This is a genomic window from uncultured Shewanella sp. (genome assembly GCF_947497935.1).
Taxonomy (GTDB): domain Bacteria; phylum Pseudomonadota; class Gammaproteobacteria; order Enterobacterales; family Shewanellaceae; genus Shewanella.
In genome coordinates this window covers 252,110-278,296 of the sequence record NZ_CANMIO010000004.1, presented here as the reverse complement: position 1 = coordinate 278,296, position 26,187 = coordinate 252,110, and the positions used below count along the sequence as shown (strand labels likewise).

Here is a 26,187-nt window from a genome sequence, read left to right as displayed (position 1 = left end):
TTATAGTTGCAGGCTATCAATAATCGTTAGCCCTATTTTGCGGGCTAACAAGAGTGAAGCTGTTATTTGTCGGATGAGATTCTTGCACGGAAATGGAACTTTCATGCGTGACGCTTGTCACAGTTCGCAGATCTTATGTGATACATGTCAGTTGTTTTTACCTATAAAAAACAATAGTTTGAATAAAAATTAACAGCTGAAGCATTTCAGGTGTCTAGTCGGTGAGTTTTGTTGTTTTGCTTTACAGATGTAACTGTGGTTGGGTTTATTTTTTTAGAGTTTTATTCACTTTTGAGATAAAATCTGTATCAAGCTTCACTTTCTACTTTTTTACACTGAGTATCATTTTGAATAATCACACTTTGTCAGACGCTTACTTGAATCGCTTCGCAGGTATCGGCCGTTTATATGGTCAACAGGCTTTAAGCTTTTTTGCACAGGCCCATGTTGTCGTAGTGGGGATCGGTGGTGTCGGCACTTGGGTTGCTGAGTCTTTGGCAAGAAGTGGTATCGGACAGATCACCCTTATCGATTTAGATGATATCTGTGTGACCAATACCAACAGGCAGGCTCATGCGTTAAAAGACACCATTGGTGAGTCTAAGGTCGAGGTGATGGCGCAGCGATTAAAGCAGATTAACCCAGAGTGTATTGTGAATGAAGTGGAAGACTTTATTACACCTGAAAATTTGTCTGAGTATTTTCAAGGTAAGAAGCAGGGCGGCAATCTCGATTATGTGGTGGACTGCATCGACTCGGTTAAAGCCAAGACAGCCCTGATTGCCTGGTGTAAACGTCAAAAGTTACCGATTGTAACTGTAGGTGGAGCGGGAGGGCAGATGGATCCCACTCAGGTGCAGGTTGCCGACTTAGCCAAGACCTACCAAGATCCGTTATTGGCCAAAGTCCGCAATATGCTTAGACGTGAGTATAACTTTTCTAAAAATGTAGCCCGTCGTTTTGCCATTGAAGCGGTATTTTCAACGGAGCAACTGGTATATCCGCAAGCTGACGGCACTGTATGCAGCACTAAGGCCACAGCAGAAGGTAGCATGAGGATGGATTGTGCGTCAGGTTTCGGTGCGGTGACTGTCGTTACTGGGACCTTCGGATTTGTTGCCACGAGTCGTGTATTAACTAAGCTTGCCGCTAAGGCACAATAGATTTCTGCAGACATAAATAGAGCTTAAGGCTTTGTAGCTAGAGAGGCGCTAATTCAGCGCCTTTTTTGTGCCTGTTTATTCAGAATTAGTTAGCTTCAGTGAAAATACTGGCATTATTATTGCTTTTATTTGCGTAGGAACAGAATTCTGACACTGGATACGGCTATGCAAAAAGTGGCTTTCAATACATCTTCTTTTAAAATGATCTCGGCTAAAAAGTTGGTTTTTACCAGCATGCTATGGCTAACACTGGCTTGTGCGGCACTATTGCTGGCTCCGCAAGCACTGCTGGCGCAGTTAAGCCTAGATGAGCTGTTGCAAAATCATGCTCATTTTATTGGATTAGGCTTGATCATTGGTGCCGCTTATTTATTGACGCTTCTGCTTAACTATTTTCTCGATGAAGCGATTAGTTACTTTAGTGATAAACGTTCGGTAGAGGTAATAGAAGAGAAGGTTAAGCTACTCGATCCAATGGAACGTGCTTTGCTAAGGGAGTTTTTTCTGCAAGGGGAAACCATTCTTACTTTGCCAGAACTAGAGCCTGCCGTTAAGAGTTTATCGAAAGCTGGAATTTTGGAGTATTTAGGCAACCAACAGCATTATGCGATTCAAGGATCAACCGCAGACTTTAAGATTTCGATGCGTGCAAGGGTTCACTTAAACCGCCAGGTATTACGCTTCCCTGTTGGCGAGCCAAGCGCTGAAGAGATGAAAAATTTGATTAAGGCGCGGCCACATTTCGTTAATACTCTGGCCGCACCGAGAAAGCACGCAGCCTAGCGAGTAATGACATTCATTTAAGAACTTTGCTCTGCGAAAATTTGATGCCTTTATAAAGATGAGAATGCACCACAGAGGACGCGAAATGAGCGCTTCGTGGTTTATCGCTTTTAAAACTAAGCCCTGTTTTTAGTTTTTTATTGATTAATCAGATTTAGGCTTAATTTACCAGCAATACAGGCTAGTTATTTAGAATTTATCAACTTTGGTTGTGGCTGTTTGTTTGGACAAAAAAAGGGGGGGCGAATAGCCCCCTGCATTAGAAAGAACATTGAAAGCTAATTCTCGGGATCCGCAGACTTGGTATAGAACATCCACATCAGATAGGAGATGATGCCTATTGTGCTAAAGATAACTATCATCGAGAGCAAACCTATTGGGTTGCCAAACATCAAATCTAACCAGAATGCCATTTGCGAAATCCTCTTTCTTTTTCTGAGTTCCCGTTAACGATACGCCGAGGCGTAAGTACACTTTTTGATCTCTGTCAAAAATAGCACCTGTTATTAACGGAATGAGCGCTTATTGTTAATAATTATGTTGTAGATCATGTTTTGCTAATTTTGAGTGCTTGTCGATGTTCGAGTCGAGATAGCGACTTTGCATGGATAGTGAGCGTATAAGCATGCTTGAGCTTGAAAAATGGTCACTTGAGTCAAAGCTTGCCTCAAAGTACTTGCCATTCATCTGCTGGTAGGTATAATTCCGTTCACTTACTGAGGTCGAGCAGATTTAAGTAAGTATTATTGATAATGCCTGAGTGGTGGAATTGGTAGACACGTCGGATTCAAAATCCGATTTCGAAAGAAGTGACGGTTCAAGTCCGTCCTCAGGTACCATTATCAACAAAGCAACCTGCCATCGAGCAGGTTTTTTTATGCCTGTAATTTGGCTATGCTAGGCTTAGCGCACTTCACTCCGAATTTACATTTCCCTTTGTTCCCTTTGTTCCCTTTTTTATCAGTTTATTAGCCTCTATTCATCAGTCTCCCAATTTGCTTTATGGTTTATATATGGCGCATCACATGCCAGATCTTGTTTTGAGCGTGATAAATGAAAAACCGGCATAAGCCGTTTTTTTTATAGAATTGAGTTAATACTAAATATTAGGAAAACCTATTTTTCTAATATAAATCTGTGGTTTAGTAAGTTTAAGTTGAGCGTAAATCAGTTGATTTGTTTCTCCTTGGTTGTAAAATTGTTATCGGATTGGTGGTTTGTTTTGCGTGTGCCAGATGGATAAAAGGATATTTAAATGAAATTGATAAAAAGGATGATTGCCAGCGTAAGCGTTGCAATGCTCAGCTGCAGCGCTTTGGCTATTTCTGTTGAGGACCTCTCTAAGCACCGAGAGTTTTATAATGTAAAAATTTCTCCCGATGGTAAGCATCTTGCGGTACTGGTAAATGATGAAGGTCGTAAGACATTAGCATTTTTAGAGACCGACAGTTTTGAGGTGACCTACACCCTTAATGGCGGGGAGCGTGATCAGGCCGGTGACTATTTCTGGGTTAACGATGAGCGAGTGATTGTTCAGCTTGAGCAGGTAAGGGGCGCATTAGAGCTGCCATTAAGTTATGGCGAAATTTTTGGCGTTAACTACGATGGCCGTAAGCGCAAAATGATTTTTGGTTATCGCTCTAAAGGTGGAGTTGTACTTGCTGGCTACGCTGGATTTTTATTAGATAACCTAGATGGCGACAACAAGCATATTTTGATCCGTAAACAGCTTATGGATAGGCGCAGCGATATCCGTCCGAGTGTGGTGCGTTTAAACGTCTACAATGGTCGCGAAAAACGCATTAAAAAGGCACCGATTGCCTATAGTCAGTTTTTAGTCGACAACGATGGTAATCCCAGATTTGTTGCGGGAATCGATAAGAATTATAACGCTAAACTCTTTTACTCAAAGGGTAAAAACCAAGATTGGCAACCATTTGGCGAAGAGTTTGAGGGGGAGTTTTCTCCTATTCGATTTACTCAAGACAACCAAGGTGTTTATGCACTAAAAAGTGTTGATGGTAAGCCAAAAGGCCTCTTTAAGTATGATCTCGCGACGGGAAAAGAAACTCTACTTTATCAAAGTGATATAGCCGATCCAACCTATCCTATCTCTTCGAGTCTCAATGGGGTTTATGGTCTTAGAATGGATGAAGACTATCCAACCTATCTTTTTATCGAGCCAGACTTAGAGGAAGCTAAATTACATAAGGCATTAGCGGGTGCGTTTAATGGTGACAGCGTGGCCATTACCAGTATGACGCGCGATGGCCGTTTAGCCGTGGTGCATGTTTCTGGTGACAAAAATCCAGGTGAGTTTTATCTGTTTGATACTGAAAACATGAGCGCTAAGTTTTTACTCAGTAGTGCTAAGTGGGTTGATAAAACGCAACTAGCAGCAACGGAGCCTTTTCGAATTAAAACCCCAGATGGTCTAGTGCTGAATGGTTTATTGACTCTGCCTGTGGGTAAAAGTGAAAACTTACCTACTGTCGTGCTACCCCATGGTGGCCCGCATGCCCGTGATTACTGGGGTTATAATTCTCAAGTGCAGCTGTTAGCAAGTGCTGGTTATGCGGTGGTGCAAGTCAACTTTCGTGGCTCGGCGGGCTATGGTAAAAACTTTGAAGAAGCGGGTTACGGTCATTGGGGCACAAAGATTCAAGACGATATTCTACTCGCGACTCAATATGCTATCCAGCAAGGTATCGCAGACAAAGATAGAGTTTGTATATTTGGCGCCAGCTTTGGCGGCTATTCGGCGCTACAAAGCGCGATACGTAAGCCTGACGCCTTTAAGTGTGCTATCGGTTATGTGGGAGTTTACGACTTAGAGATGCTCTATAGCGAAGGGGATATTAAAGAGCTCACGTGGGGAGGTGCTTACCTAGATGAGACCTTAGGCAAAGGTACAGCCGATCTGATAGCCCAGTCTCCGGTACATAATCTCGATAAGCTAAAAGCACCAGTATTAATCATTCATGGTGAAGACGATCAACGTGCTCATTTTGAACATGCGTTAGCCTTGAAAGAGGCGATGGATAAAAAAGGCCATCCCTACGAGTGGCTAGTGAAAGATAAAGAAGGTCATGGCTTTTATAAAGAAGAAAATATCATCGAAGCTAACAAGACCATACTTAACTTTTTAGATAAGCATATTGGCGATTAGCCATTAGCTTCAGTTGATTTTAAGCAGTAAAAAGGGCATTAATTAATGCCCTTTTTTATTGCCTGAATCGCAGCGATTAGCTCTTTAAGATCTCTAGTGGTAAGGCGAGCATCTCATCACCACTTGCCGCAAAGTACCAGATGATACCGATAAGGGCGCCAACGGTTAAGAAGTACCAGACTGCAGAGAATATCTGGCCATATCGATCCAGTGGTAACAGATGACTTTGATGGCGTGTCTTCCACTCAAACACAATCTCCGCACTACCAATAAGCAGCAAAAAGCCTAGTAGAGCAAGTCCTAGCGAATAACTGATATACACACCCACAGCGGCGCCAAGAATACAGGCAACTAACCCCATCATGCTGTTCATCGAGAAGCTAATGCTCTTGAGTATATGTCCACCATCTAGGGGCAGGATTGGCAGTAGGTTAAACAGATTCAGCAGAGCGTTGAAGGTGGCTAAGCCGGCGAAGAAAATATTGCCCGTAATCCAGTAGGCCACAAGAGAGGCTAGCGACATAAATAGGCCAAAGGTTGGCCCCATAATCGAGATCACGACATCTTGCCAGCGGGTGTTAATCTTCTCATCACTTAAGGCGAGCCCCCCCATAAAGGGGATTAAGTAGATCCCTTTAGTTTTCATACCGAAGTACTTCATCGCCCTAATATGGCCATACTCATGAAACACCAAACAGGCGATAAGCGCGAGTGCAAATTGGAATGAGAATAACCAAGAGTAGGCGGCGACACTCGCGCCAGCTAGCAGCACCTTAATGACCTTGGCGCTCTTTAAAAGCTTAAAGCCAAGTGATGCTAGGCCAACCATACTAAATTGGCGCTTTTCGGCAATCGGAGTCGTTGGTGTTTGGCGTTCAATGTCTTTGGTGGTGCGTTGCCCTGTGGTGACCACTTCATCATCTTTCAGTAGACGATAATCAATGATAAAGGGTTGCCACTGGAGATCGGTTTCAAGAGTGATCTTAATGGTCTTTAACGGTGGGAGTTCTGCATCGCCTGCTTGCGCTAAAACTGGATCTTGAATCGATAACTCAAAATCATGGCTCTTTAGGCCTTCATTATTTGGGCTTGCTTGAATAACGGAGACTAAGCTATCGCCCCAAAATAGTTGTTGCCAACCAGCAAGAGAACCCTCTAAGCGTAAGGGCTTGCCAAGGCAATCGATTTTCAATAATTCCACGTGATAACTCAAAGGATAAAAGTGGACTAATTATGCCGTGAATGCCTTGTGCAAGGAAAGCTAGAAGCGCTTGAAAGTTGTTTAATTACCCTGAAATAGGGCGTAACCACTCGCTAATGGCTGTAATCGAAGCAGATCTCTTGATTTTCGTATCTGATCTGGCAGGGACCATGTTCTCTTTGAGTGCGTTGAAATGCGCTTCCGATATGGAGCTCTACATTGGAGAAAACATGCTTGAGCGCATCAATACAGTAGTGTTTATAGTAGCCCTCTATCTCTAGCTTTAACGCCTCAAATTCAAGTTCCTCTTGGGCGCGGAACATCGCCGTACGGCGCTTCTCATCGAGCATGACTTTCACCTGCTCAACCATCATGGCATCTCCTTGCCACTGCTCTTTAGGAGGAAGTTTTCTGAGTTGAGCCTCGATATTTAAGCCTACAACAACCATGGACTTAATGCTTTGGTCTAGCTGCTTGAGTTGCTGCTTTAATTCGCCCAGTTCCATGGCGCAGAAGAGTTCGGTTTTGGTGTCGGCAGTTGCGCCGATAGCGACAGCCTTTATGCCTTTACTGGCCTCTGCTTTACCGCCAACAAGATCGCCTCGGCGAGCGCTGGAATCACTGACGATTAATTGTTGTTGAGTCTGAGTGTGACTATGCAGTAGCTGCTTAGTCACTAAAATATTGCCCTTAGCCTTAAGTTGGGAGTACTGCACGAATTGCGCGCTGATCTGACCTTGGGCGACTAACTTAGTCGATAGGCTGAGGTTTTTCAGTTGGCGGCCAATGACCCCCTTACTGACTGTAATGTCGCCTTTGGCCTCAAGGGTCGCGGAATCGACAAAGCCCATCACAGTAATGTCGCCAGCACTCTTAACTACCATGCCTTCACCGACATCACCGGTGATCAGTACGCTGCCTTTAAAATCGACGTGACCATAACCCACATCGACATTCTTTATCTGTAAAACATCATCGACCTGCATTCCCGATGGGGTTTCTACTGGTTGGCCTGCCACCGTTGCGATGAGTTGATTGGGGTTATGTGCCGAAAATTCAGTGCCGTTGCCTGCGGTGAACTTAAGATCTTTCCCCGGTTTTGCAATAAGCGTTTCACCATAGACGTTATAGCCGTTGACGCCTTGAGTCGCTGGGTGCTTCTCAATCAGTATGTTGCCAGGTTTGACCATGATGACTGCACCAAGATTACGCATATCGACTGTGCCATCACTGTTCTTTTGCGGCTGTAATAATCGCTCCCTTGCTAGGGACACTTTTCTTTCAAGCTTGGCTGGCGTGCCATTCACCGCTGCCCGGCCATTGGCGATGACACTGTGGCATTTTGCGCCGGGTGACAGGGTAGAAAACTGGGCTAATAAGGCTTCTATTTTTGGTTTGCTCAGCCCCATGCTGATGCGCTGTAGCTTGAGGTTTTGCAGTATATCTCTAAGGCCTAAATCTTTGCCCCCAAACGCTGCGGTCAACGCCATAGTCGCTTGCATCTTGTCGCAGGAGATCTCGAAGCTTATTTCGGCGTCACGTCTTTCAGCTATTTCAAAAAATAGTTCAACTTTGCCATCATCTTGAGGATGCAACTGGTTAACTTGAATGACGGCTTGAGTAATAACCGCGTGTAAGGGACAGAGACTAGAAAACTCTGCTAGTGCTAATAATTGCAGTAAGTCATCTTCAGTTATCGGCCCATGGAGGTTGGGAACGATCTTTAATTCGGCTTTTTGGTTATCTTGACTAAACTCAATGAGCTCTGGGCGCAACATAAAAACCCCATATTTTTATTATTTTTATTATTTTAAGAGACTGCTCAACGAGTATAACCACATAAGAGCTTGGTTAAAAAGTGTCTAAGGTGAATAGTGTGAATAAAAGGCGGTGGGGGGATGCTCTAAGTCACAGAATTGATGGGATAATCCTGGACTTAGAGGCGATGTGAGGCTGGTTTAAGATTTTATGTTGGAATAGATCTTATATTTGTTATTTTCGGCTGCCACGTTTACTGAACCGAAGTTTTCGGCAATGGTGTCAGAGTAGGGCAGGTGACGATTGGCCACAATATGGAAAATACCACCGGCTTTTAAGTTATCGGCACTGTCTTTCACGAAAGTCGTCGCAATATTCGTGGTGCTTGCTAAGCCGTCATGAAACGGTGGATTTGAAATAATACCGTCATAGCGCAGAGATGTTTGCGTTAGGCCATCGGATGCAAAGACCTTAGCCTTAAATCCATTCGCTTCTAGGGTTAGCTCGCAAGAGGCGAGTGCCATAGCATTGATATCGACACACTCAAGCTTGAGTTCAGGTTGAGCCTTGAGTAAAGCGGCGGTGATAACGCCTGCACCGCAGCCAAAATCGAGCACATTACCGCTCATTTTTGGTAAATTAGCGAGTAGTAATTGGGTGCCTTCATCGAGCTTCTTCTCACTAAATACACCGACCAAATTACAAATAGTTATTTGCCCTTGAGGAGTATCGAGTTGGTAGCGACTGAGCCAGTCCTTGAGTTTTAACTCTGGAGCAGGCGAATTTAGCTCACTGGTAAACACGATGCAGTGACGGGCATTATCGACTTTAAAGGCTTTATCAAAATAGCTAGGCAGTTGCTTAGGAAGTGACTTAATCCCGCCCTTATTTTCACCGACAACAACAAGTTGGCCTTGAGGTTTTAAGTGCTTGGCCGCGAGGTTAAATAGATAAGGTGCTAACGCCTTTGCCTTTGGGAAATAAACGATCACAGAGTCAAACAGATCATCGGTTGGCAACTGATGGCCAAAATACAGTTGTAGATCTGCACTGGCATAGGGCTGCATCTGCAGATGGTGATGATAGTCTAATGCTAATCCACAGACGCTGCTGGCGGTAGCTAACAACTCTTTTGGCAGGTGATCACTTTCATAGTTGAGCACTAATACCGATTGGTCTTTAACTAAATCACTGTTTCTGAGGAGGACTTGCGAAGCGTTGGTTAGCATGTGTATTCAAGGTCGACTTTTAATTAGCTGCAATTATACCGCAACGACTTTGGAATGCGAACTTAACTGGCCGTTCTCATATATACCGTAACCGTATTTTGAATACGAATTTGACTGGCCACCCCAACATATACCGTAACCGTATTTTGAATACGAATTTAACTGGCCACCCCCACATATACCGTAACCGTTTTGGAATGCGGATTTAACTGACCATCCCCATATATATCGTAATCGTTTGGGAATGTTAGTTCTGAGCATTTGCCAATAAAAAGGCCGCCACGATGCCTAATACCATGGCGTCGTGGCGGCCTTTATATCTTAGTCGAGAGACTAATTCACCCTAGGTAGCAGGCTTATCATCTTCTCTGCGATATCGGTATTGTCTTGATTACCCTTAAATAGATCGGCTGCAGGCCCTGCTGCAAACACCTGCACATCACCACCGGTGTGGCCGCTGGTGGTCCAGCCGGTAAAGCTGCGGTTATCGATAAGCAGCTTTAAGGCAGTATCTAACGCGACTTTTCCTTGCATTCTGGCGTTGCTAAGACTCAGTAGCTCTTCAGCTTTAAGTTCAAAACCTAGCTGCTGACTCACTAATGTCTGCCAATCGTCGATGGCGATAGCTTGCTCGGCGATACTCGTTGGGCTTGCTTGAATGCCTTTAAGTAACGCCGTATCCCAAGCATACTCACCGTTGGCACCGATTGAGAGTCCACCAGTATTGTGGTCGGCGGTCACCACCATCAAGGTGTCAGGATTGGCTCGTACATACTGCTCGACCACCTCAATTGCATTAGCGAAGCCGTGCATCTCTGCCATGGCCGTGGCGATATCATTATTGTGACCAGCCCAATCAATCAAGCTACCTTCGACTAAAAGCACGAAGCCCTTGTCATTTTGAGATAACAAATCGAGAGCTTTTTGGGTTAGCACGCTTAATTGAGTCGAGTCTTGCTGATCGATAACCCAAGGTAATTGCACCTCGGCAAACAGGCCTAAGGCCTTGCCTTGGGTCAAACTATCGAGTTGACTCAGTTGCTCAATATGCTGGTAGCCCTTGGCTGTAAACTGCTTAAGCAGATCTTCAGGGAAGTACTTTTGGCCTCCGCCAAGGAGCACATCGGCATCGGAGTTAAGATAGCTTTGTGCTATTTCATCGTAGTTGCGACGGCTCTCGTTATGGGTAAGAAAGGCCGCAGGGGTCGCATGATTAACTTGAGAAGTTACGGCTACACCCGTCGCCATGCCGCGGGCTTTAGCCATCTGCATTATGGTTGTAAGCGGGCGCTTATCTACATCGACTGAGATGGCGCCATTATAACTTTTGACGCCGGTTGCCAGTGCGGTAGCTGATGCGGCCGAGTCGGTAACATAGCCACTCTTCCTTGCCGGGTAGGTCGACGCCATGCCCACTAACAGCCTATCAAAAACAGTCTGCTCTATCTCTTCGGTATCGGGGTTATCTTGGTAATAACGATAAGCACTGGTGTAGGCCGGCCCCATACCGTCACCAATCATGATAATCATGTTTTTAGGGCGTGATGGTGTCTCATGAATATCGACGTTGGCCGATACAGATAGGGGTAACATAACGAGGGCACAAAGTGCCCAAGTGAATGTTCTCTTTAAGTTCATGCCGAATCCTTTGGCTAAGATGACTTGTTGATACGTACTTCGATAGCATCCATTAACATGCCCGTGATATCGACATCGAAGGCTGCTTCAATTTCTTTAATGCAGGTCGGGCTGGTAACGTTAATTTCGGTAAGCTTATCACCGATGACATCTAGGCCGACAAAGATAAGGCCGCGCTTCTTAAGCTCAGGGCCAATGGTGCGAGCGATATGCCAGTCTGACTCAGATAACGGCTGCGCAACCCCACGACCACCGGCGGCTAAGTTGCCACGAGTCTCGCCATTTTGCGGAATACGCGCTAACGAGTAGGGAACGGGTTCGCCATCGACCACTAAGATGCGTTTGTCACCGGAGGTGATATCGGGAATAAAGGCTTGTGCCATCGCATAGCGCTGACCGTATTCGGTTAAGGTTTCGATGATCACGCCTGTATTGGGATCGCCGGCCTTCATTCTGAAAATCAGTGTGCCGCCCATACCATCGAGTGGCTTAAGTATGATGTCGCCCTTTTCTTGGTGAAAAGCTCGAATACGCTTTTCATCTCGAGTGACGATAGTTTCTGGGGTGAACTCTGAGAACCAAGCGGTAAACAACTTTTCGTTGGCATCACGTAGGCTCTGTGGTTTGTTAACGATTAGCACACCTTGCTCTTCTGCGCGCTCAAGCATATAGGTCGCATAGATAAATTCGGTGTCAAAAGGCGGATCCTTACGCATTAAGATCACATCAAGCTCGGCAAGAGGCGTATCAACCGCCTCTTCAAGTTGATACCACTGCTGTGGATCGTCTTTCACGGTTAAGCCTCGCATGGTCGCCATCGGCTGGCCATTAACCAGTGCGAGATCGCTCATTTCCATGTAGAACAGCTGGTAACCACGGGATTGCGCTGCCATTAACATTGCAAAGCTAGAATCTTTCTTGATGTTGATGTCGCTGATGGGATCCATCACGATGCCGAGTTTAATCATGGAGCGGTTTCCTTATCTTATATTCGTGTCAAGGGTCAACATGGGGGCGATAATGGCTAATTTCTAGTTTATAAGAGATAAACTTTAAAGCTAAGCCATAGTCGCCAATGTTTGCCCATTTAGCCGATGTCGCCAAATTTTAGCTGCAGGGCACTAATGGTGGTGAGTGCGGCGGTTTCGGTACGTAGCACACGTGGCCCGAGTAATACGTCGGTAAACAGGTGCTCTTCGGTCATGGCGATTTCGGCCGAGGATAATCCTCCCTCTGGACCGATAACTAGCCTCACTCTGTTATTAGGCAAGGTTAGGCCGTTTACGCCGTGAGAGGCGCGTGGGTGCAAGTTCAGTTTGACCGCGTCAGACGCTTCTGCGCACCAATCGCTCAGTTGCATCGCTGGGCGAACAACTGGCACCACGCTGCGACCAGACTGCTCACAGGCGCTAATCACAATCTTTTGCCATTGCTGAATTTTTTTCTCTAAACGCTCGCCAGTTAATTTGACACCACAGCGCTCAGAAAATAGAGGCGTAATGGTGTTTACGCCCAGCTCAACTGATTTTTGAATGGTGAAATCCATTCTGTCGCCGCGAGAAATCACTTGCCCTAAATGTAAATTAAGTGGTGATTCGCTATTATTTGCCTCACATGAGAGGACCTTAACTTCGACGTTTTTCTTACTGGCGCTAATGATCTCGGCTAAGTAATCGTTGCCGTCACCATTGAAAAGGCTAACCTGTTCGCCCACAGACATTCTAAGCACGCGGCCCACATGGCCAGCAGCTTCATCATCTAAAGGAACTGATTGGCCGATAGCAAGTGGCGATTGTTGGTAAATTCTTGGCACTCTCATGATGTTACAAGCCTTATTCTGCGTGTGTTTTCGAGTCATTCAAGTGCTGACACTGAGCTTGTACAAACTCATTGTGGTTGCCTTGAACCTTGGCGATCTCTCGATCGCGTCGACACTCAATAGTATCAACTGGGTAGGTTTTATCCCATGCCTTAAATAACTTTAATTGGCTGCTGGATATTTTCAAACCATATGTTTTTTGCATATAAAAATAGGTGCGCGCTATTTGGCCGCGAGTATGAGCCGGTGGTTGAACTTTGCGGCCTTTAAAATCGACGCTGACTTGACATTGACCATATTGATTCGGTTTAGCATTCCATTGGCTAAAGCGATAGTTACTACGATCGCCGTTAACTTCGCCGATGGCGGGGACTAGGTTATGTAGATCGGATTCCATCTTTTTAAAGGTTCGGTCTTTACGGCCACAATTTTTACGTCCGCCTTCTTGCCAGCACAATAGCTGATGACCAAACTCCCATGCTGGGACCACGTGTTCCCACTCTATACGCGATGCGCGTACTTTTTGCTTACGTATTTCATAGCCGCAAGTATCAAGTTCTGGGATCCACTTCTTACCTTTAACCGTGATATCACAGCCACAATAGAAACTGGTTTGAGGCAGGTTGTTAAGATAGATCTTACGGACATTTTTTTTAGCTTGGTTGAAGCTTTTTGCATGACCCGTTGAAGCATAAGTTGTTTGAGGTAACAGCCACAGAAGGCCGAGTGCTACAGTGAGCACTTTCATAAATGACATTTAGAAAATCCCTAAAAAATATCGAAGTGATGGAACATTTTTTTATTTGGGCGGGATTGTAAGTGAGCCGTTGTTTTGTCGCAATGTAAGATTTGTGGCTATGTAGGACATAAGCTTTTAGTGAACAAATAGCGCGGTAAAAACACCTTCAGCTTAAAGGTACTTGCTTAAGTACTTACAGGGGCTGTGGATAGCAGTTGACCACATCTGCGGCAGCGGTATTGGGTTTCTCCGCGCAGGACCTTGTTATGACGACGAATGCTGAGATTAATCGGCCCGCATTGGCAGAAATACTCGAAGGTTTTTCCCTCGACAGATTGAGTATCGAAGCTGTGGGTAGTGCGCGGTACTCGCCCATAAAGGTGTTGCATCAAGTACTGCCACTCTCTGCCATGGGGTTTGACGCGGCCATAGACTTGGAAGGCTATCAAATGGCAGATCTCATGGGGGATGACATCGTCTAAGAAGGCTTGCTGATTATCGTTAAGCAGTTTGGGATTAAAGCGCAGCTTATTGAGTTGTAGGTGGGCTGTACCGGCACTCTTGCCACGCAGCATAAAACCGATCTCGGGTCTTGGAAAGCGTTTACCCAGTTTAGATTCCGCGACTTGATAGCAATCTTCAACTTGCAGTGCCACCTGCTGATGCAGTGGATCCGCAAACTTCATTTCAGGCTGGTTATGCAAAGGGGCCGTTGACGACTCTTTGCTCTGTAAGGATTTGAAAGGATTAAGCGATTTGAACATTAACTCTCACTACTGCAATAACAACGGGATATAAATGATTAGATGTAAAAGCTGTAGCTAAAAAATAGCGTATAACGGCTTCAACCTAGCTATTTTAACCGAGGCGGCTAATGCAGACTAGCACTACATCTATCTGTCATACCAATCAGTATAAGAAGTTTATCTACTCAGAGCGTTTTTTGGCAAACTAATTCAAGGCGAATAACTGAAGGAATGTTTGCTCCCTTGTGAAGTTGTTCAACGTAGAAGTAGGCAGCCAAAAACGCTCCAGAATGGCGAGTTTTAGCGGCACTGATACTGTGTTAACTAGCTTAAACGTAGAATAACTATGCTCTTCACTCGTTGCAAACCACATGGATGTGGTGAATGTCATTAATGCAGGAGCGTTTAATGACCTTGCCTCAGTGTCGCTAAACTCTCGCTGAGCGACCAAATCTTTATACTGATTGGTATCACTCGCCGCTATAGAAAGCTTCTAGGGTTAATGTAACGGCAGTTAACAGTGCGAAATAGATGCGAATACAGCTACTCGCTTGAGGCTAAGCAAACAAGCGAGCAGGTTAGAAGGAGAGTAGAGCTATTACTCATCATTAAGATTAAAGCGTGCCTGCGGCAGCGACCACCATAGCTTGTACTTGCTTGACGATATCGCTCTCGATTTTGACATCGTAGGCGGCGATACGCGGAGTATGAATATGACCAACAGGAATGCTGCTATTAAATTGTTTTTGCAGCAAGATGGCGCGATAGGAGATCTCATTAGACAAGTAGCCACCGCCAGAACCCTCTACCGATGTCGCGCCTTGAAGTTGAGCTAGAGAGCCAGATTCAAATTCACCTCGCTCAAGAGTCGATACAGTGTGGTTGTCATTGACTTTCCACGGGCCTTTCACCGCTTGCATTGCAGTAATAGGCAGAGAGAACTCAACAAACTCTGGGCCATTTAAACTGCCGCCATTAAATTTAGGCGCAATCGGAGCCAGCTTGTTTGCGCCTGTTAACACGTTAAGGTTGTCTGGTGCGCTAGCGCTGCGATTACGCCCAGGGAAGCGTTCGAGATCAAAATCATCACGTCCCATGCTGACGGTAAAAATAATGTCTACGCTATTATCACGATAGATAGGCGTGAGCAGAGACTCAATCATGCCCTCATCGAAGTCGGCAAAGCGGACAGGGATCATCACTGTCTCTATCTGTGCTTGTTTGCCATCGATTTTAAAGCGGTAACCGTCTAGTGCCAGCGCTGCGAGCCCAGAGGGATTACTCTGGTCGATATTGCGATCAAGAAAGAAAGGGTCGAAGCCAGTGAGTAGAATTTTTATCTGAGCATCATCTTTGAAGTTGAGATCGCTAAAACCACGAGATGACTTTTCGACGGCTTTAATCAAAATATCTTGCTGCCAAGAGGCGAGGTTAAAATCGGGTTTCTGGGTCTTTAGTAGTTCGCGCATCGCTAAGCGATTCCAATATAGAGAGCGATCATCCAAATGCCCCGACTGCACATCTCGCACCGCTTGTTGCCATAATCTAAGGCCTTGATGAGCCACCATCTGGGTGACTTTGAGCTCATCGGAATGTTGGCTGTACTTTTCGCTCAAATTACTCACAAAGGCTTGGTAACGGCTGACGACATCTGGCATGGCTTTAGTTGCAGCCGTTAGACGGCTTTCCTCAACATCAAGTTTCGCAAAAGCGGGTTGGATTAACGTTAATGAAGTTATAGCACTAACGAGTACCACTGTGCCGAAAGTAGTCATTGCCAAGTCCTTTATTATTATGGCTGCAACTCCGCTGTCCCACTTTGGGTTTATCGTGGTTAAGTTGCAGTTTTATATTGGGTTCCAAGATATCTGACGCTCAGTATGCACCACAATAAATCTCATTGAAAGTGATGTGAATGTCCCTAAGTCGGCATTAATCGACGAGGGTATGGTGTTGCACCTGTATGCTTGAAGGGGGTAAGTAATAGTATGGTCCGCAGATATGCCTATCACTAGGACTCGATGTAGCAGAACCTAACAGCAGGGTTAGGCATTCGCGGTAAACGCAAACACTTCTAGAGTGAGGTTATTAGATTGATTGGTATCAAAGAGAGTGAAATATCTGATCTCGGGTCGTAATGATTAATGGGGGGGCTCGAAAAAGCTCCAGTATCGAGGAGCTAATTCATAAGAGATAATTACTATAGGTTGAGGCTGTTACTGCCTCGCGTTGCAAATTGAGATTACATCATTAACGACTGCAAGGATTCTTGGTTGGTGAATCGCTTATGGAAGAAGTCCAGAAACACACTGATGTTAGTGGCTAGCTGGCGCCTGCTCGAATACACCCCATATACCTTAAAGGCTTCCATGGGCCACTCCTGTAGAATAGGCACTAAAGAACCGCTTGCCAGCTCATTCTTGCACACAGAGTTAGACAGCATGGCAATGCCAAAATCGTCCATTACCAATTGTTTTACCATCACAGCGCTATTGACTCGAACCTTACGCTGAAAGTTAACCATGGTTTTTCTGGCGCCTTTGCCTAGGGGCCAGATTGGCGCAGAACGAGAGGTACCCAACAAGATCCCGCTATGCTCGGCTAAATCTTGCGGTGTTGCAGGTGTGCCATGGACTTTTAGGTAACCAGGGCTAGCAACCAATATTGGCTGGCGCTCGAATAGTAGTCTGGCGACAAGATCCGATGATTGCAGTGGACCGTACTTGATAGCGATATCATAACCTTCTCCCACTAAACCCACATCACTATCGGTAAACTGAACATCTAACTCGATGTTGGGGTAAAGGCGCAGAAAACCACTACACAAGGTGGCGATTAATTCTTGGCTGAAAGAGACGGGAATAGCTATACGTAGCAGACCAGAGACGTCATTATGGGTATTTTCCACTGTGGCTTTTGCAGCTTCAATTTCATCGCTTATACTGGAGCAATGCTGAAAAAATAGCGCACCGACCTGAGTTAAACTTAGATTGCGGGTATCTCGCTGCAAGAGTCGCACGCCAAGCTGTTCTTCTAGCTGGGCAACCTTACGACTAATGGTTGATTTTGGCATGCCTATTTCACGGGCAGCTTGAGAGAAACCTTTGGCTCTAACTACCGCCGCAAAGAGCATCATACCGTTTAAATCAGGCATGTTATCTCCACTGTCTCAAATATGGAACAAAGCGTCTAGTGCAGTTTAATAGCAATTGACGGGATAACAAAGTTATATTTACGGGCTAAAAATTTCAGAGGCTAAAAGCAGAGGATCTTTCGATGACCAGCAAAAATCAGCCCGCTAACATGACTCAAGTGCAAACTGCCGATCCGCTTTTTCTAAAAGCAGAGCAGTTAGCAAAAGACTTTTCATTGTTTCCTGAGCACAGCAAGCAGACGCTTTCAGAAGAGATTAAAGGTCTTTTAGACGACGACGCGATTCAAGCGAACCTTAAAGACTTGGCTCAGTTAGACGTTGATGGTTATGTCACTAAGGTGATTCAACCGACCCAAGATAAAAATCGTCCAGGCGCTAAGCGCATTATTGCCGACCTTAAAGGCAAACTCATTACTGAAACCCATATCGGCCCTTTTTATAGTGCTGAGATCGAACTGAATTTTGGATCTCGTACTCGCCGTATCGGTTTTGTGGCGCAAGAGCGTACAACAGCAAACGGTGCATGGATGCCTGAGCACCACATCGCCTGCTGTAAAGCGATTCGTCACTTTGCTGAACTGTCTATGCCGATTGTTTACCTTATCGACACCCCCGGTGCCGATGCCGGTGAAATCGCTAATAGCCAGAACCAAGCACACTCTATTTCTAAAGCGATTGCCGAGAGCGCGAATGTTGACGTACCGACTATTGGTATTGTTATCGGCGCGGGTTACTCAGGTGGCGCAATTCCGCTAGCCGCTGCAAACATCTTGTTATCGCTACGCGATGGTATTTTCAACACCATTCAGCCACAGGGTCTACAGAGCATTGCGCGTAAGTACAACCTATCTTGGCAGGAATGTGCGAAATCAGTAGGTGTTTCACCTGAAGAGCTTTATACCTCAGGCTGTATCGATGGCATCATCGATTTCTCACCATCAGACAGAGATGAGCGTCAGCACAACCTTCGCCGTGCGATTATTAGCAGCATTGAAGCGGTAGAAAAAGCAGCCGTCAACTTTGTCCGTGAGTCAGAAGATTTACGTGAGCACTACGATCGCAGCTTAGAGCGTTTCCTTAGCCCATCTAAGAGTCTTGAAGCATTGGAGCTCAACGCAGAGCTAGCGGTTGCTAATAACCCAACCATGCATTTGAACCTATTTGGTAGTACCTACCGTTACTTGCGTTACCTGACGCTGCGTAGCCGTATCCATTCTATCTCGCAAGAGCAGTATGGTCGTCTATCTAAGGTGAGCGTACCTGAAGGTGATTTGTTAGCGCGTATTCAGCAAGAGCAAGATCGTGTATTCCAGTCTTGGTTATCAAGCCCAGATAAACTGGTTTATGACGAAGAGCTGAACAAGCTATGGGGCAACTTCATCGCTAAGCGTGATGACGTGTCTACCGAGCGTAACATGCTAACGCGTTTGATTTTGGGTGAACCCAAAGAGAACTATAAGAAGGCTCGTAAGGCACTTATCTTTAATATCAGCTGGTCGCTATATCACCGCTGGAAAGGTAACGCTGAGAACAACTTCAACGGCCTTATCAATTACCTAGAGACGCTTCCATCTGAAGTGACTCAAGCGGACTGGCCTGAGCTGAACAAGCTAACTGTACTTGATGTGATTGTTCACGATGAACTTCGTGAAGACTTCATCTGGCAATGTCATAACATCTTGGTATTTAACGCACTTTACGACAACGTAGTGGGCAACCTAGCGTCTATCGCTAAAGAAGCCATGATGTCTAAGAGCTTGTCACGTAATTCAGTTGATAACTTGCTACATGACTCAATTGACCGTGCGCTATCGACGCAAAATGTGGCTAACGACAAGAACAAGTTCTACAAGTGGCTTAAGTACTTTATGTCACAGTCAAACCGCGCCGAGCTACTGACTCGTACCGAGCAGTGGAAGAGTGTTGGTTTCCCACAGCTGAACGACAGTCTATTCGTTATTTTGACTTACTTCTTCGAGCGTTTACTCCCTGAGTATTTCGACAGCGAAGAAGAAAGCGGTGAATACACTGGCGCGATTAACCCTGTGCGTATCGGTCGTCGTAAAGACTTCTGGAACCGCTTGACCATGGGTTATCAAGACTTGTTGATCCAGAAAGTGCTACGTGATGAAAAACGTACGGGCAAAATGGGTTGGGAATCAATTGTTGCTAAGTTCTTCACTGAGTTTGAAGAGATTAATGGCGACAAGATTTCGGCAAACCTACTTAACTTCCCTGGTTTCCGTCTATCTATCGAAGATGCATTAGATAAGGGCATTCGCCCATGTGGTTTAATCACAGGTCTTGCTGATTTTGAACAGAATGGTCAGCCGATGCGTGTGGGTGTTGCGGTATCGAATACTGCATTCCAAGCCGGTGCATTCGATATGGCCGCCGCTGAGAAGTTCAGTGCGCTATTGATTGAGTGTGCTAAGCGTAAACTACCGGTTATCTGTTTCATCAGTTCGGGTGGTATGCAGACTAAAGAAGGTGCTGCGGCGCTATTCTCAATGGCTGTAGTGAACGACCGTATTACTCGCTTTATTCGTGATAACGAATTGCCAGTATTGATGTTTGGTTATGGTGACTGTACTGGTGGTGCACAGGCGAGTTTTGTGACGCATCCGCTTGTACAAACTTACTACCTATCAGGTACTAACATGCCGTTCGCGGGTCAAATGGTTGTGCCTGCATACTTGCCATCAACTTCGACCCTATCTAACTACTTGTCGAAAGTGCCTGGTGCGATGAATGCCTTGGTGACTAACCCATTTAGTGACACGATTGACGATCAACTACAAAGCATCGATCCATTGATGCCAAAGCCAACGGCTAAGATTGTGGATGTGATTGCGAGTGCGGTATCGACATTAGTACCAGAACGTTTAATCGCCGAAGAAGAGATTGTTCAGGACGATCCGCGTCAGTTGATGAAGCCGATTGAGAAGGTACTGGTTCACGCTCGTGGTTGTACTGCTGTTAAGCTTATCCGCAAGGCGCACGACAACAACATTAACGTGGTACTGGTTGCATCAGACCCAGATATGACTTCTGTACCAGCAGATATGCTTAAAGGTGACGATAAGCTAGTTTGTATCGGTGGTAACACCTCTGATGAAAGTTATCTAAACGCATACTCGGTACTTAAAGTTGCCGAATATGAAAACGTAGATGCACTGCACCCAGGTATTGGTTTCCTATCGGAAAGCCCACAGTTTGCGGCTCTTTGTGTAAACAACGGCGTTAATTTCGTTGGCCCAAGCGTACACAGCATGACGACTATGGGTAACAAGTCGAATGCGATTAAGACCTCACAAGCGCAAAACGTGCCTGTTGTACCTGGTAGCCACGGTATCTTGACTAACGCAGAGCAAGCGGTAAACGTAGCCAGCGAAATTGGTTACCCAGTGCTGCTTAAAGCGGTACAAGGCGGTGGCGGTAAAGGTATTCAGGTTGTCGAACGTCCAGGCGATATGATTGCTCTGTTCCAAAAGACCTCTACTGAAGCGGCTGCAGCGTTCGGTAATGGTGACTTGTACTTAGAGAAGTATGTTACTTCACTACGTCACATCGAAGTCCAGTTACTACGTGACCAATTTGGTAACACTAAGGTACTGGGTCTACGTGACTGTTCTGTACAGCGTAACAACCAGAAAGTGGTTGAAGAGTCTGGTTCAACAATGTTGCCTGATGAGCTTAAGCAGCGCGTGATGGAATATACCCGTGCACTCGGTGATGCAACTGATTACATGGGCGCAGGTACGGTTGAATTTATCTATAACTTAGACGCAAACGAAGTCTACTTTATGGAGATGAACACTCGTCTGCAGGTTGAGCATCCAGTGACTGAAGCAACATCGGGTATCGATATTGTTAGCGCTGGTTTTGATATCGCTGCGGGCCGTTCGATTGCCGAGCTTGAGCCACAAGAGATTGGTTACGCGATGGAAGTCCGTGTAACGGCAGAGAAAGCGGCGCTTGATAGCAATGGCGTACTGCAATTACTGCCGTACCCAGGTCTAATCACTGAGTACCAGATGCCAGAGCGTGATGACATTGAAATCATCTCAATCGCGGGTGAAGGTAAAGAGGTTTCTCCTTACTACGATAGCTTGATTGCACAGATCATCTGCCGTGGTGAGAGCCGTGAAGATGTAATTGTTAAGCTACACGATTACCTAGCGAATCAAGTGGTGATTAAAGGTATCGCGACCAACATTCCATTGTTAACGCGTATTCTTAAAGATGGCACGTTTAACGAAGGTGTTTACGATACTAACTACCTACCACGCTTTATGGCAGAGCTAGACGTGCCAGAGATGATTGCTGAAATGGAAGCGGCAGCAGAGACTGTTGGCGTTGACACTGCATCACTACGTGTGGGTGAGAGTAATGAGCTTAAAGTGATGGCACAGGGTGCAGGTATCTTCTACACCTCTCCAGCGCCAGGTGAAGCCGACTTCGTTAAAGAAGGCGACATCGTTACTGTAGATCAGACTTTAGCGCTTACAGAAGCGATGAAGATGTTCTCACAGGTCACTCTAGCCGGCTTTAACCGTAAGAATGCAGTACTTTACCCTGAAGATCAGCAGTATCGTATCGAGCGTATTCTTAACAGTAACGGTCAGCAAGTTTCTCAAGGTGAGTTGCTATTTGTTGTGTCACCTGTTGCCTAATGGCTTAAATACTCCGTTATTGGCTTACTCCAAGCGATAGCGGAGAATTTATCGGCTAAAAATACCCACATTACGTGGGTATTTTTTTGTCTGTTACTCTTTATCCACCCCGTGGAATCGAATTAAAAAGGCTAACAGCAGTGGAGTGATAATGCTGGTGGTTATTGCCATGATCACTATGGCAGAAAATAGTCCCGCTATAATTGGTGGTGTAGGCTCAGGGTGGTTAAAGAGCCCTGCTTGCAAGGCCACGCCAGCCAAGACAATCTCCACAGCCCCTCGGCCGCTCATAGCGACTCCAATTCGCAGTGACTCTTGAGTGCTATGACCCGTAGCCCGTGCACATAATCCAGCCCCGATTAGCTTGCTGAGTATGGCAACACTAACCAGTAGAGCAACAAAGCCTGGTATAGATAGCAGTGACGTTAGATCTAGGTGAAACCCTATCGACACGAAAAAAATCGGCGCAAGGAATCCTGAGGTAATACCGGAGGTTTGCCCCTCTACATGGTCAAAAACATCTTGCTCTACCACGGCGGGGTGAAAAAACATACCAGCGACAAAGGCGCCGATGATGAAGTGTAGCCCTAGCATTTCTGCGAGTACCGCATATGCCAGAGAGGCGATTAACAGCATACTAAAATCGATATCGGGAATATTTGTGAGTTTGAGGTAACTCCCAACGAGAGGAAACAGGTAATAACCGACAGGGATGGTAATCGCGAAAAATAGTAGTACCTTAGCTAACAGAGGTCCCCACAACTCAAAGGAAAAAGAGAGTGTGCCACCATTGCTTATGGCGGCTAATAACAGTGCTAGGATAAATAGACTTAACAAGTCGTCCCACAGCGCTGCGGCGATAATCGTTCTCCCTTCCTCAGTATCTAAGCGGTTAAACTCCATCAGCATACGTATGGTTACTGGTACAGCGGTAACGGCAAGGGCGGTACCTAAGAACCAGCTCTGTACCGTTTTGAAGGGGGATTCCGGAAACAGTATCAGCCCAATCACAGTACCTGCAACAATAGGCACTAACATACCACCCACCGCGACGGCAGGGGCTGACCCCGATGTCTTCTTGAAGTCGAGCGGACTCATGCGTACACCCGCCAGTAGCATAAGGAAAAACATGCCCAGATCGGCCAGAGCCTCAAATGCTTCACCTTGGGTGACTTCCCATAGCAGGGGAAATGAGTCTTGAAAGCGGTGCAGAAATAGCCCCAGTGCGATCCCCGACACCAATTCACCGACAATTGGCGGTAAGTTTAAGCGTTTGGCTAAAACGGCAAATACCCTGGTAACTGCAAGTAATACAAGAACTAAATATAGAAAGCGCATCTGTATTTCCAACCCTTTGGTTGACTAGTATGAGAATAGTTGTGGCCTGGTATAAAGTCTAATATTTGACCTTGTCACACTGCTAGTTAGTAAAGACCAGTTGTTGACTACTCTCGTGGATGCTCCGCTATTGGAGCGATTTGCTCTGGATGGCGAGTCCAGCGCCAATACTTTTTATGTGCTTCGTCTACAACGAAGAGCACTGAAGCCATGGCGAGCAAGAGCAGCCATAGGTTAAGGTTAATAGGGCTCAGTTGGAGTGCATCGCTAAGTCCTGGTGTATACATGGCGCCAATATGGATCCCTTGAGCCACTAGAATTCCGATAAGTAATATTGGGTTACTTAGCAAAGGAGTGCGCAGTAAAGATCTATGTTCGGAGCGACTGTTGAGGGCGTGTACGTTCTCAAATAACACCATTAGCATTAAAGTGAGGTTTCGAGCTTCAACTTCATCGGCCCCCATATTTAACGAGGTGGCAAATAGGCCGAAGGCCACAAGCCCCATGGTCAGTGCGCTACTGCAGACTCTCTCAATCATTAGACGATCGAAAATGGGCTCCTTGGGGGAACGAGGGGCTTGAGATAGCTCTCTGCCTTCAGCGGGTTCAAAGGCGAGGGCTACGTCTTGAACGCCATTGGTGACGATATTGAGCCAGAGGATCTGCAGTGGAAAGAGGGGGATCGGTAGCGCAAACAATACGCTGAGGATAAATAGAAATATTTCAGCCGCCCCAGTACTGATAAGCAGATAAATCACCTTGCGAATATTGTTATAAACGATCCGCCCTTCGATAACCCCTTTAACGATTGAGCTAAACTTATCATCAGTTAGCACGAGTGAGGCGCTTTCTCTGGCGACATCCGTGCCCCTGAGCCCCATGGCTATCCCCACATGGGCATGTTTTAAGGCCGGAGCGTCATTGACACCGTCTCCGGTCATGGCGACAAATTCCCCTTGCCTGATAAGCGACTCGGTGATCTCCATCTTCTGCTTGGGTTTGACCCTAGCAAACACTCTGTGGTTGGCCACGAGTCGGTCGAAAGCATTGATATCTTGCAGTCTCGCTTGTTCGAGGGTTTGACCTGTGATAGCGCAGTCCGTTTCATTGGCAATCTTGAGTTGTTGCGACAGCGTCAATGCGGTGGCTGGGTGATCGCCAGTGATCATGGCAACCTTGATCTTGGCTTGGCGGCAGGCTGCAACTGCATCAATAGCGTCGGGCCTTAAGGGATCGCTCATGGCGACTAAGCCTAGAAATTCGAGCCCGCTAAAGTGATCATCTAGTGGATTGCCTAAGCCATGAGCCAAGGCTAGAACTCGATAACCTCTTCTCGCCATGGATTGGGTTTGTATGAGGATACTTTGCTGCATCTCTTTGTTTAGTGAGCACATGGGCAGGAGTTTCTCTACCGCCCCCTTCACCGAGATTTTGGGGCCGACTTCTGTTTCATCGACACTGGCACTGAAACCTTTTTCAGATTCATAGGGGAATAACTTCAGCCGCCGCTGCACCGGATAGGGGGGGAGATTGAACTTGTGTCCTAATATGAGAAAGGCAAGATCGACACCGTCACCATCTGCATGAATCTGATCCCCTTCAAACACTAAGTGTGCTTCATTGGCGAGTGTGCCAGCTGTGACTAACTGTTTAAGCTGGCTATCCTTTGCTAAGCAGTCTTGCTGTAATCCATCTAGCTCTGAACTATTAAGTTCTGAAGTATTAAGCGCTGAGTCAGCGGGAGTTTCTTCTCCAGAGCGATGCACTGTACCTATGGGGCTCAGGCCTTCACCCGTTACATCATATAGACGATCATCCGCCAACCAGATTTGACCTATGGTCATCTCATTAACAGTCAAGGTGCCAGTCTTATCGGAGGCGATAAAGGTGCAGGAGCCGAGCGCCTCAACCGCAACCAGTTTGCGCACGATTACGTTGGCCTTAGCCATACGTTTCATTCCTATGGATAAGGCGACGGTAATCGCTGCGGGGAGTCCCTCTGGAATGGCTGATACGGCTAATGCCACGCCGAGTAAGAACACATCGGAGAGGGCTGCGCCACGCAATAAGGTGAGGCCAAAAATCAAGGCTATGATGATAATAATCGCGATTGCGATGCGCAGGGTGAACTGATCTATCCTCTGGTTCAGCGGTGGTTTGGTGTGGCTTCCTTGGTGAACCAGCTTGGCTATCTGTCCAATTTGTGTCTTGTTTCCGGTAGCCATGACTTCGCCTTCGGCTCGGCCATGGGTGACTAAGGTACCAGCAAACGCTTGCGTCTTATTACTGACAGAGACTGACTCTCCAGTCAGGGCTGACTCATCGACTTGAAACTGAGTCGATTGCTTTAGGCTGATGTCGGCACCTATACGATCGCCGCTATTGAGGGTTACCCAATCACCGGGAACCAGCTCTTCACTGTTAAGGAGTATTGGGTGACCATCGCGGATTACTCGGCTCTGCTGCGGCACCATTTGAGTCAGTGAATCGGCAGCTTGCTGCGCCGAATATTCCTGAATAGTGCCAATAAGCGCGTTGATAAGTAATACGACCGAGATAAAAAACGCATTGATAAGCTGGCCAAGCAGTAAGCAAACTATCACTGCCACCAGTAACACATAGATGAATGCGCTGCGAAATTGGATAAGAAACAGCTTAAAAAAACTATTCCTGAGCGGTTTAGGTAAACAGTTTGCTCCATACAGCTTTAGTCGCTCTAGCGCCTGTACGGTAGTCAGCCCTTGAGTTGCCACATAGCCTCCAGCTGTCAGCTT

17 protein-coding genes and 1 tRNA gene are annotated in these 26,187 nt (G+C 46.1%); 5 read left to right on the top strand and 13 right to left on the bottom strand.

Features of this window, described 5'->3' with window-relative positions; translation table 11 throughout:
• Positions 1–347 precede the first annotated feature (347 nt).
• On the top strand, positions 348–1,163 hold the full coding sequence (gene tcdA / locus Q1A86_RS06710) for a tRNA cyclic N6-threonylcarbamoyladenosine(37) synthase TcdA (protein WP_299804486.1): 816 nt from the start codon (positions 348–350) through the stop codon (positions 1,161–1,163).
• Between the two features lie 165 nt (positions 1,164–1,328).
• Positions 1,329–1,946 (top strand): superinfection exclusion B family protein, encoded by a 618-nt coding sequence (locus tag Q1A86_RS06705; RefSeq protein ID WP_299804484.1) that lies wholly within the window; start codon positions 1,329–1,331, stop codon positions 1,944–1,946.
• A gap of 278 nt (positions 1,947–2,224) precedes the next feature.
• On the opposite strand, the gene Q1A86_RS06700 is transcribed toward Q1A86_RS06705, so the two are convergent.
• Positions 2,225–2,359 (bottom strand): DUF3149 domain-containing protein, encoded by a 135-nt coding sequence (locus Q1A86_RS06700; protein WP_012153859.1) that lies wholly within the window; start codon positions 2,357–2,359, stop codon positions 2,225–2,227.
• A 341-nt stretch (positions 2,360–2,700) separates the two neighbouring features.
• Here Q1A86_RS06700 and Q1A86_RS06695 point away from each other — a divergent pair.
• Positions 2,701–2,785, top strand: a tRNA-Leu gene (locus Q1A86_RS06695).
• Positions 2,786–3,201: 416 nt separating this feature from the next.
• On the top strand, positions 3,202–5,115 hold the full coding sequence (locus Q1A86_RS06690; protein WP_299804481.1) for a S9 family peptidase: 1,914 nt from the start codon (positions 3,202–3,204) through the stop codon (positions 5,113–5,115).
• A 76-nt stretch (positions 5,116–5,191) separates the two neighbouring features.
• On the opposite strand, the gene Q1A86_RS06685 is transcribed toward Q1A86_RS06690, so the two are convergent.
• The 10 genes from Q1A86_RS06685 to Q1A86_RS06640 form a co-directional block, all read right to left on the bottom strand.
• Positions 5,192–6,328, bottom strand: coding sequence for a site-2 protease family protein (locus Q1A86_RS06685; RefSeq protein WP_299804479.1), 1,137 nt, complete (start codon positions 6,326–6,328; stop codon positions 5,192–5,194).
• A gap of 101 nt (positions 6,329–6,429) precedes the next feature.
• Positions 6,430–8,094 (bottom strand): DUF342 domain-containing protein, encoded by a 1,665-nt coding sequence (locus tag Q1A86_RS06680; protein WP_299804477.1) that lies wholly within the window; start codon positions 8,092–8,094, stop codon positions 6,430–6,432.
• A gap of 180 nt (positions 8,095–8,274) precedes the next feature.
• A complete protein-coding gene (locus tag Q1A86_RS06675; RefSeq protein WP_299804475.1) occupies positions 8,275–9,303 on the bottom strand; it encodes a class I SAM-dependent methyltransferase in 1,029 nt (342 codons plus the stop codon).
• A 333-nt stretch (positions 9,304–9,636) separates the two neighbouring features.
• A complete protein-coding gene (locus tag Q1A86_RS06670; protein WP_299804663.1) occupies positions 9,637–10,896 on the bottom strand; it encodes an alkaline phosphatase in 1,260 nt (419 codons plus the stop codon).
• A gap of 59 nt (positions 10,897–10,955) precedes the next feature.
• A complete protein-coding gene (gene gshB, locus Q1A86_RS06665) occupies positions 10,956–11,909 on the bottom strand; it encodes a glutathione synthase (protein WP_299804472.1) in 954 nt (317 codons plus the stop codon).
• A gap of 119 nt (positions 11,910–12,028) precedes the next feature.
• Positions 12,029–12,760, bottom strand: coding sequence for a 16S rRNA (uracil(1498)-N(3))-methyltransferase (gene rsmE, locus Q1A86_RS06660; protein WP_299804470.1), 732 nt, complete (start codon positions 12,758–12,760; stop codon positions 12,029–12,031).
• Between the two features lie 13 nt (positions 12,761–12,773).
• Positions 12,774–13,517, bottom strand: a complete 744-nt coding sequence (locus tag Q1A86_RS06655; protein WP_299804467.1) for an endonuclease — start codon at positions 13,515–13,517, stop codon at positions 12,774–12,776.
• 167 nt (positions 13,518–13,684) lie between these two features.
• Positions 13,685–14,263, bottom strand: coding sequence for a SprT family zinc-dependent metalloprotease (locus tag Q1A86_RS06650; RefSeq protein WP_299804465.1), 579 nt, complete (start codon positions 14,261–14,263; stop codon positions 13,685–13,687).
• Positions 14,264–14,859: 596 nt separating this feature from the next.
• Positions 14,860–16,020, bottom strand: a complete 1,161-nt coding sequence (locus Q1A86_RS06645; RefSeq protein ID WP_299804463.1) for a hypothetical protein — start codon at positions 16,018–16,020, stop codon at positions 14,860–14,862.
• Between the two features lie 467 nt (positions 16,021–16,487).
• A complete protein-coding gene (locus tag Q1A86_RS06640) occupies positions 16,488–17,399 on the bottom strand; it encodes a LysR family transcriptional regulator (protein ID WP_299804460.1) in 912 nt (303 codons plus the stop codon).
• Positions 17,400–17,521: 122 nt separating this feature from the next.
• On the opposite strand from Q1A86_RS06640, the gene Q1A86_RS06635 reads away from it, so the two are divergent.
• The gene (locus Q1A86_RS06635) at positions 17,522–22,075 is read left to right on the top strand and encodes a biotin carboxylase N-terminal domain-containing protein (protein ID WP_299804458.1); all 4,554 of its coding nucleotides are present in this window, start codon (positions 17,522–17,524) and stop codon (positions 22,073–22,075) included.
• 93 nt (positions 22,076–22,168) lie between these two features.
• On the opposite strand, the gene Q1A86_RS06630 is transcribed toward Q1A86_RS06635, so the two are convergent.
• Together Q1A86_RS06630 and Q1A86_RS06625 are read right to left on the bottom strand one after the other, a co-directional pair.
• Positions 22,169–23,413 carry a cation:proton antiporter gene (locus tag Q1A86_RS06630; RefSeq protein WP_299804456.1) on the bottom strand — a complete coding sequence of 415 codons (1,245 nt, stop codon included), beginning with the start codon at positions 23,411–23,413 and terminating at the stop codon, positions 22,169–22,171.
• Between the two features lie 107 nt (positions 23,414–23,520).
• Entirely contained in the window at positions 23,521–26,166 is a 2,646-nt protein-coding gene (locus Q1A86_RS06625; protein ID WP_299804453.1) for an HAD-IC family P-type ATPase, read from the bottom strand.
• Between the last annotated feature and the right edge of the window lie 21 nt (positions 26,167–26,187).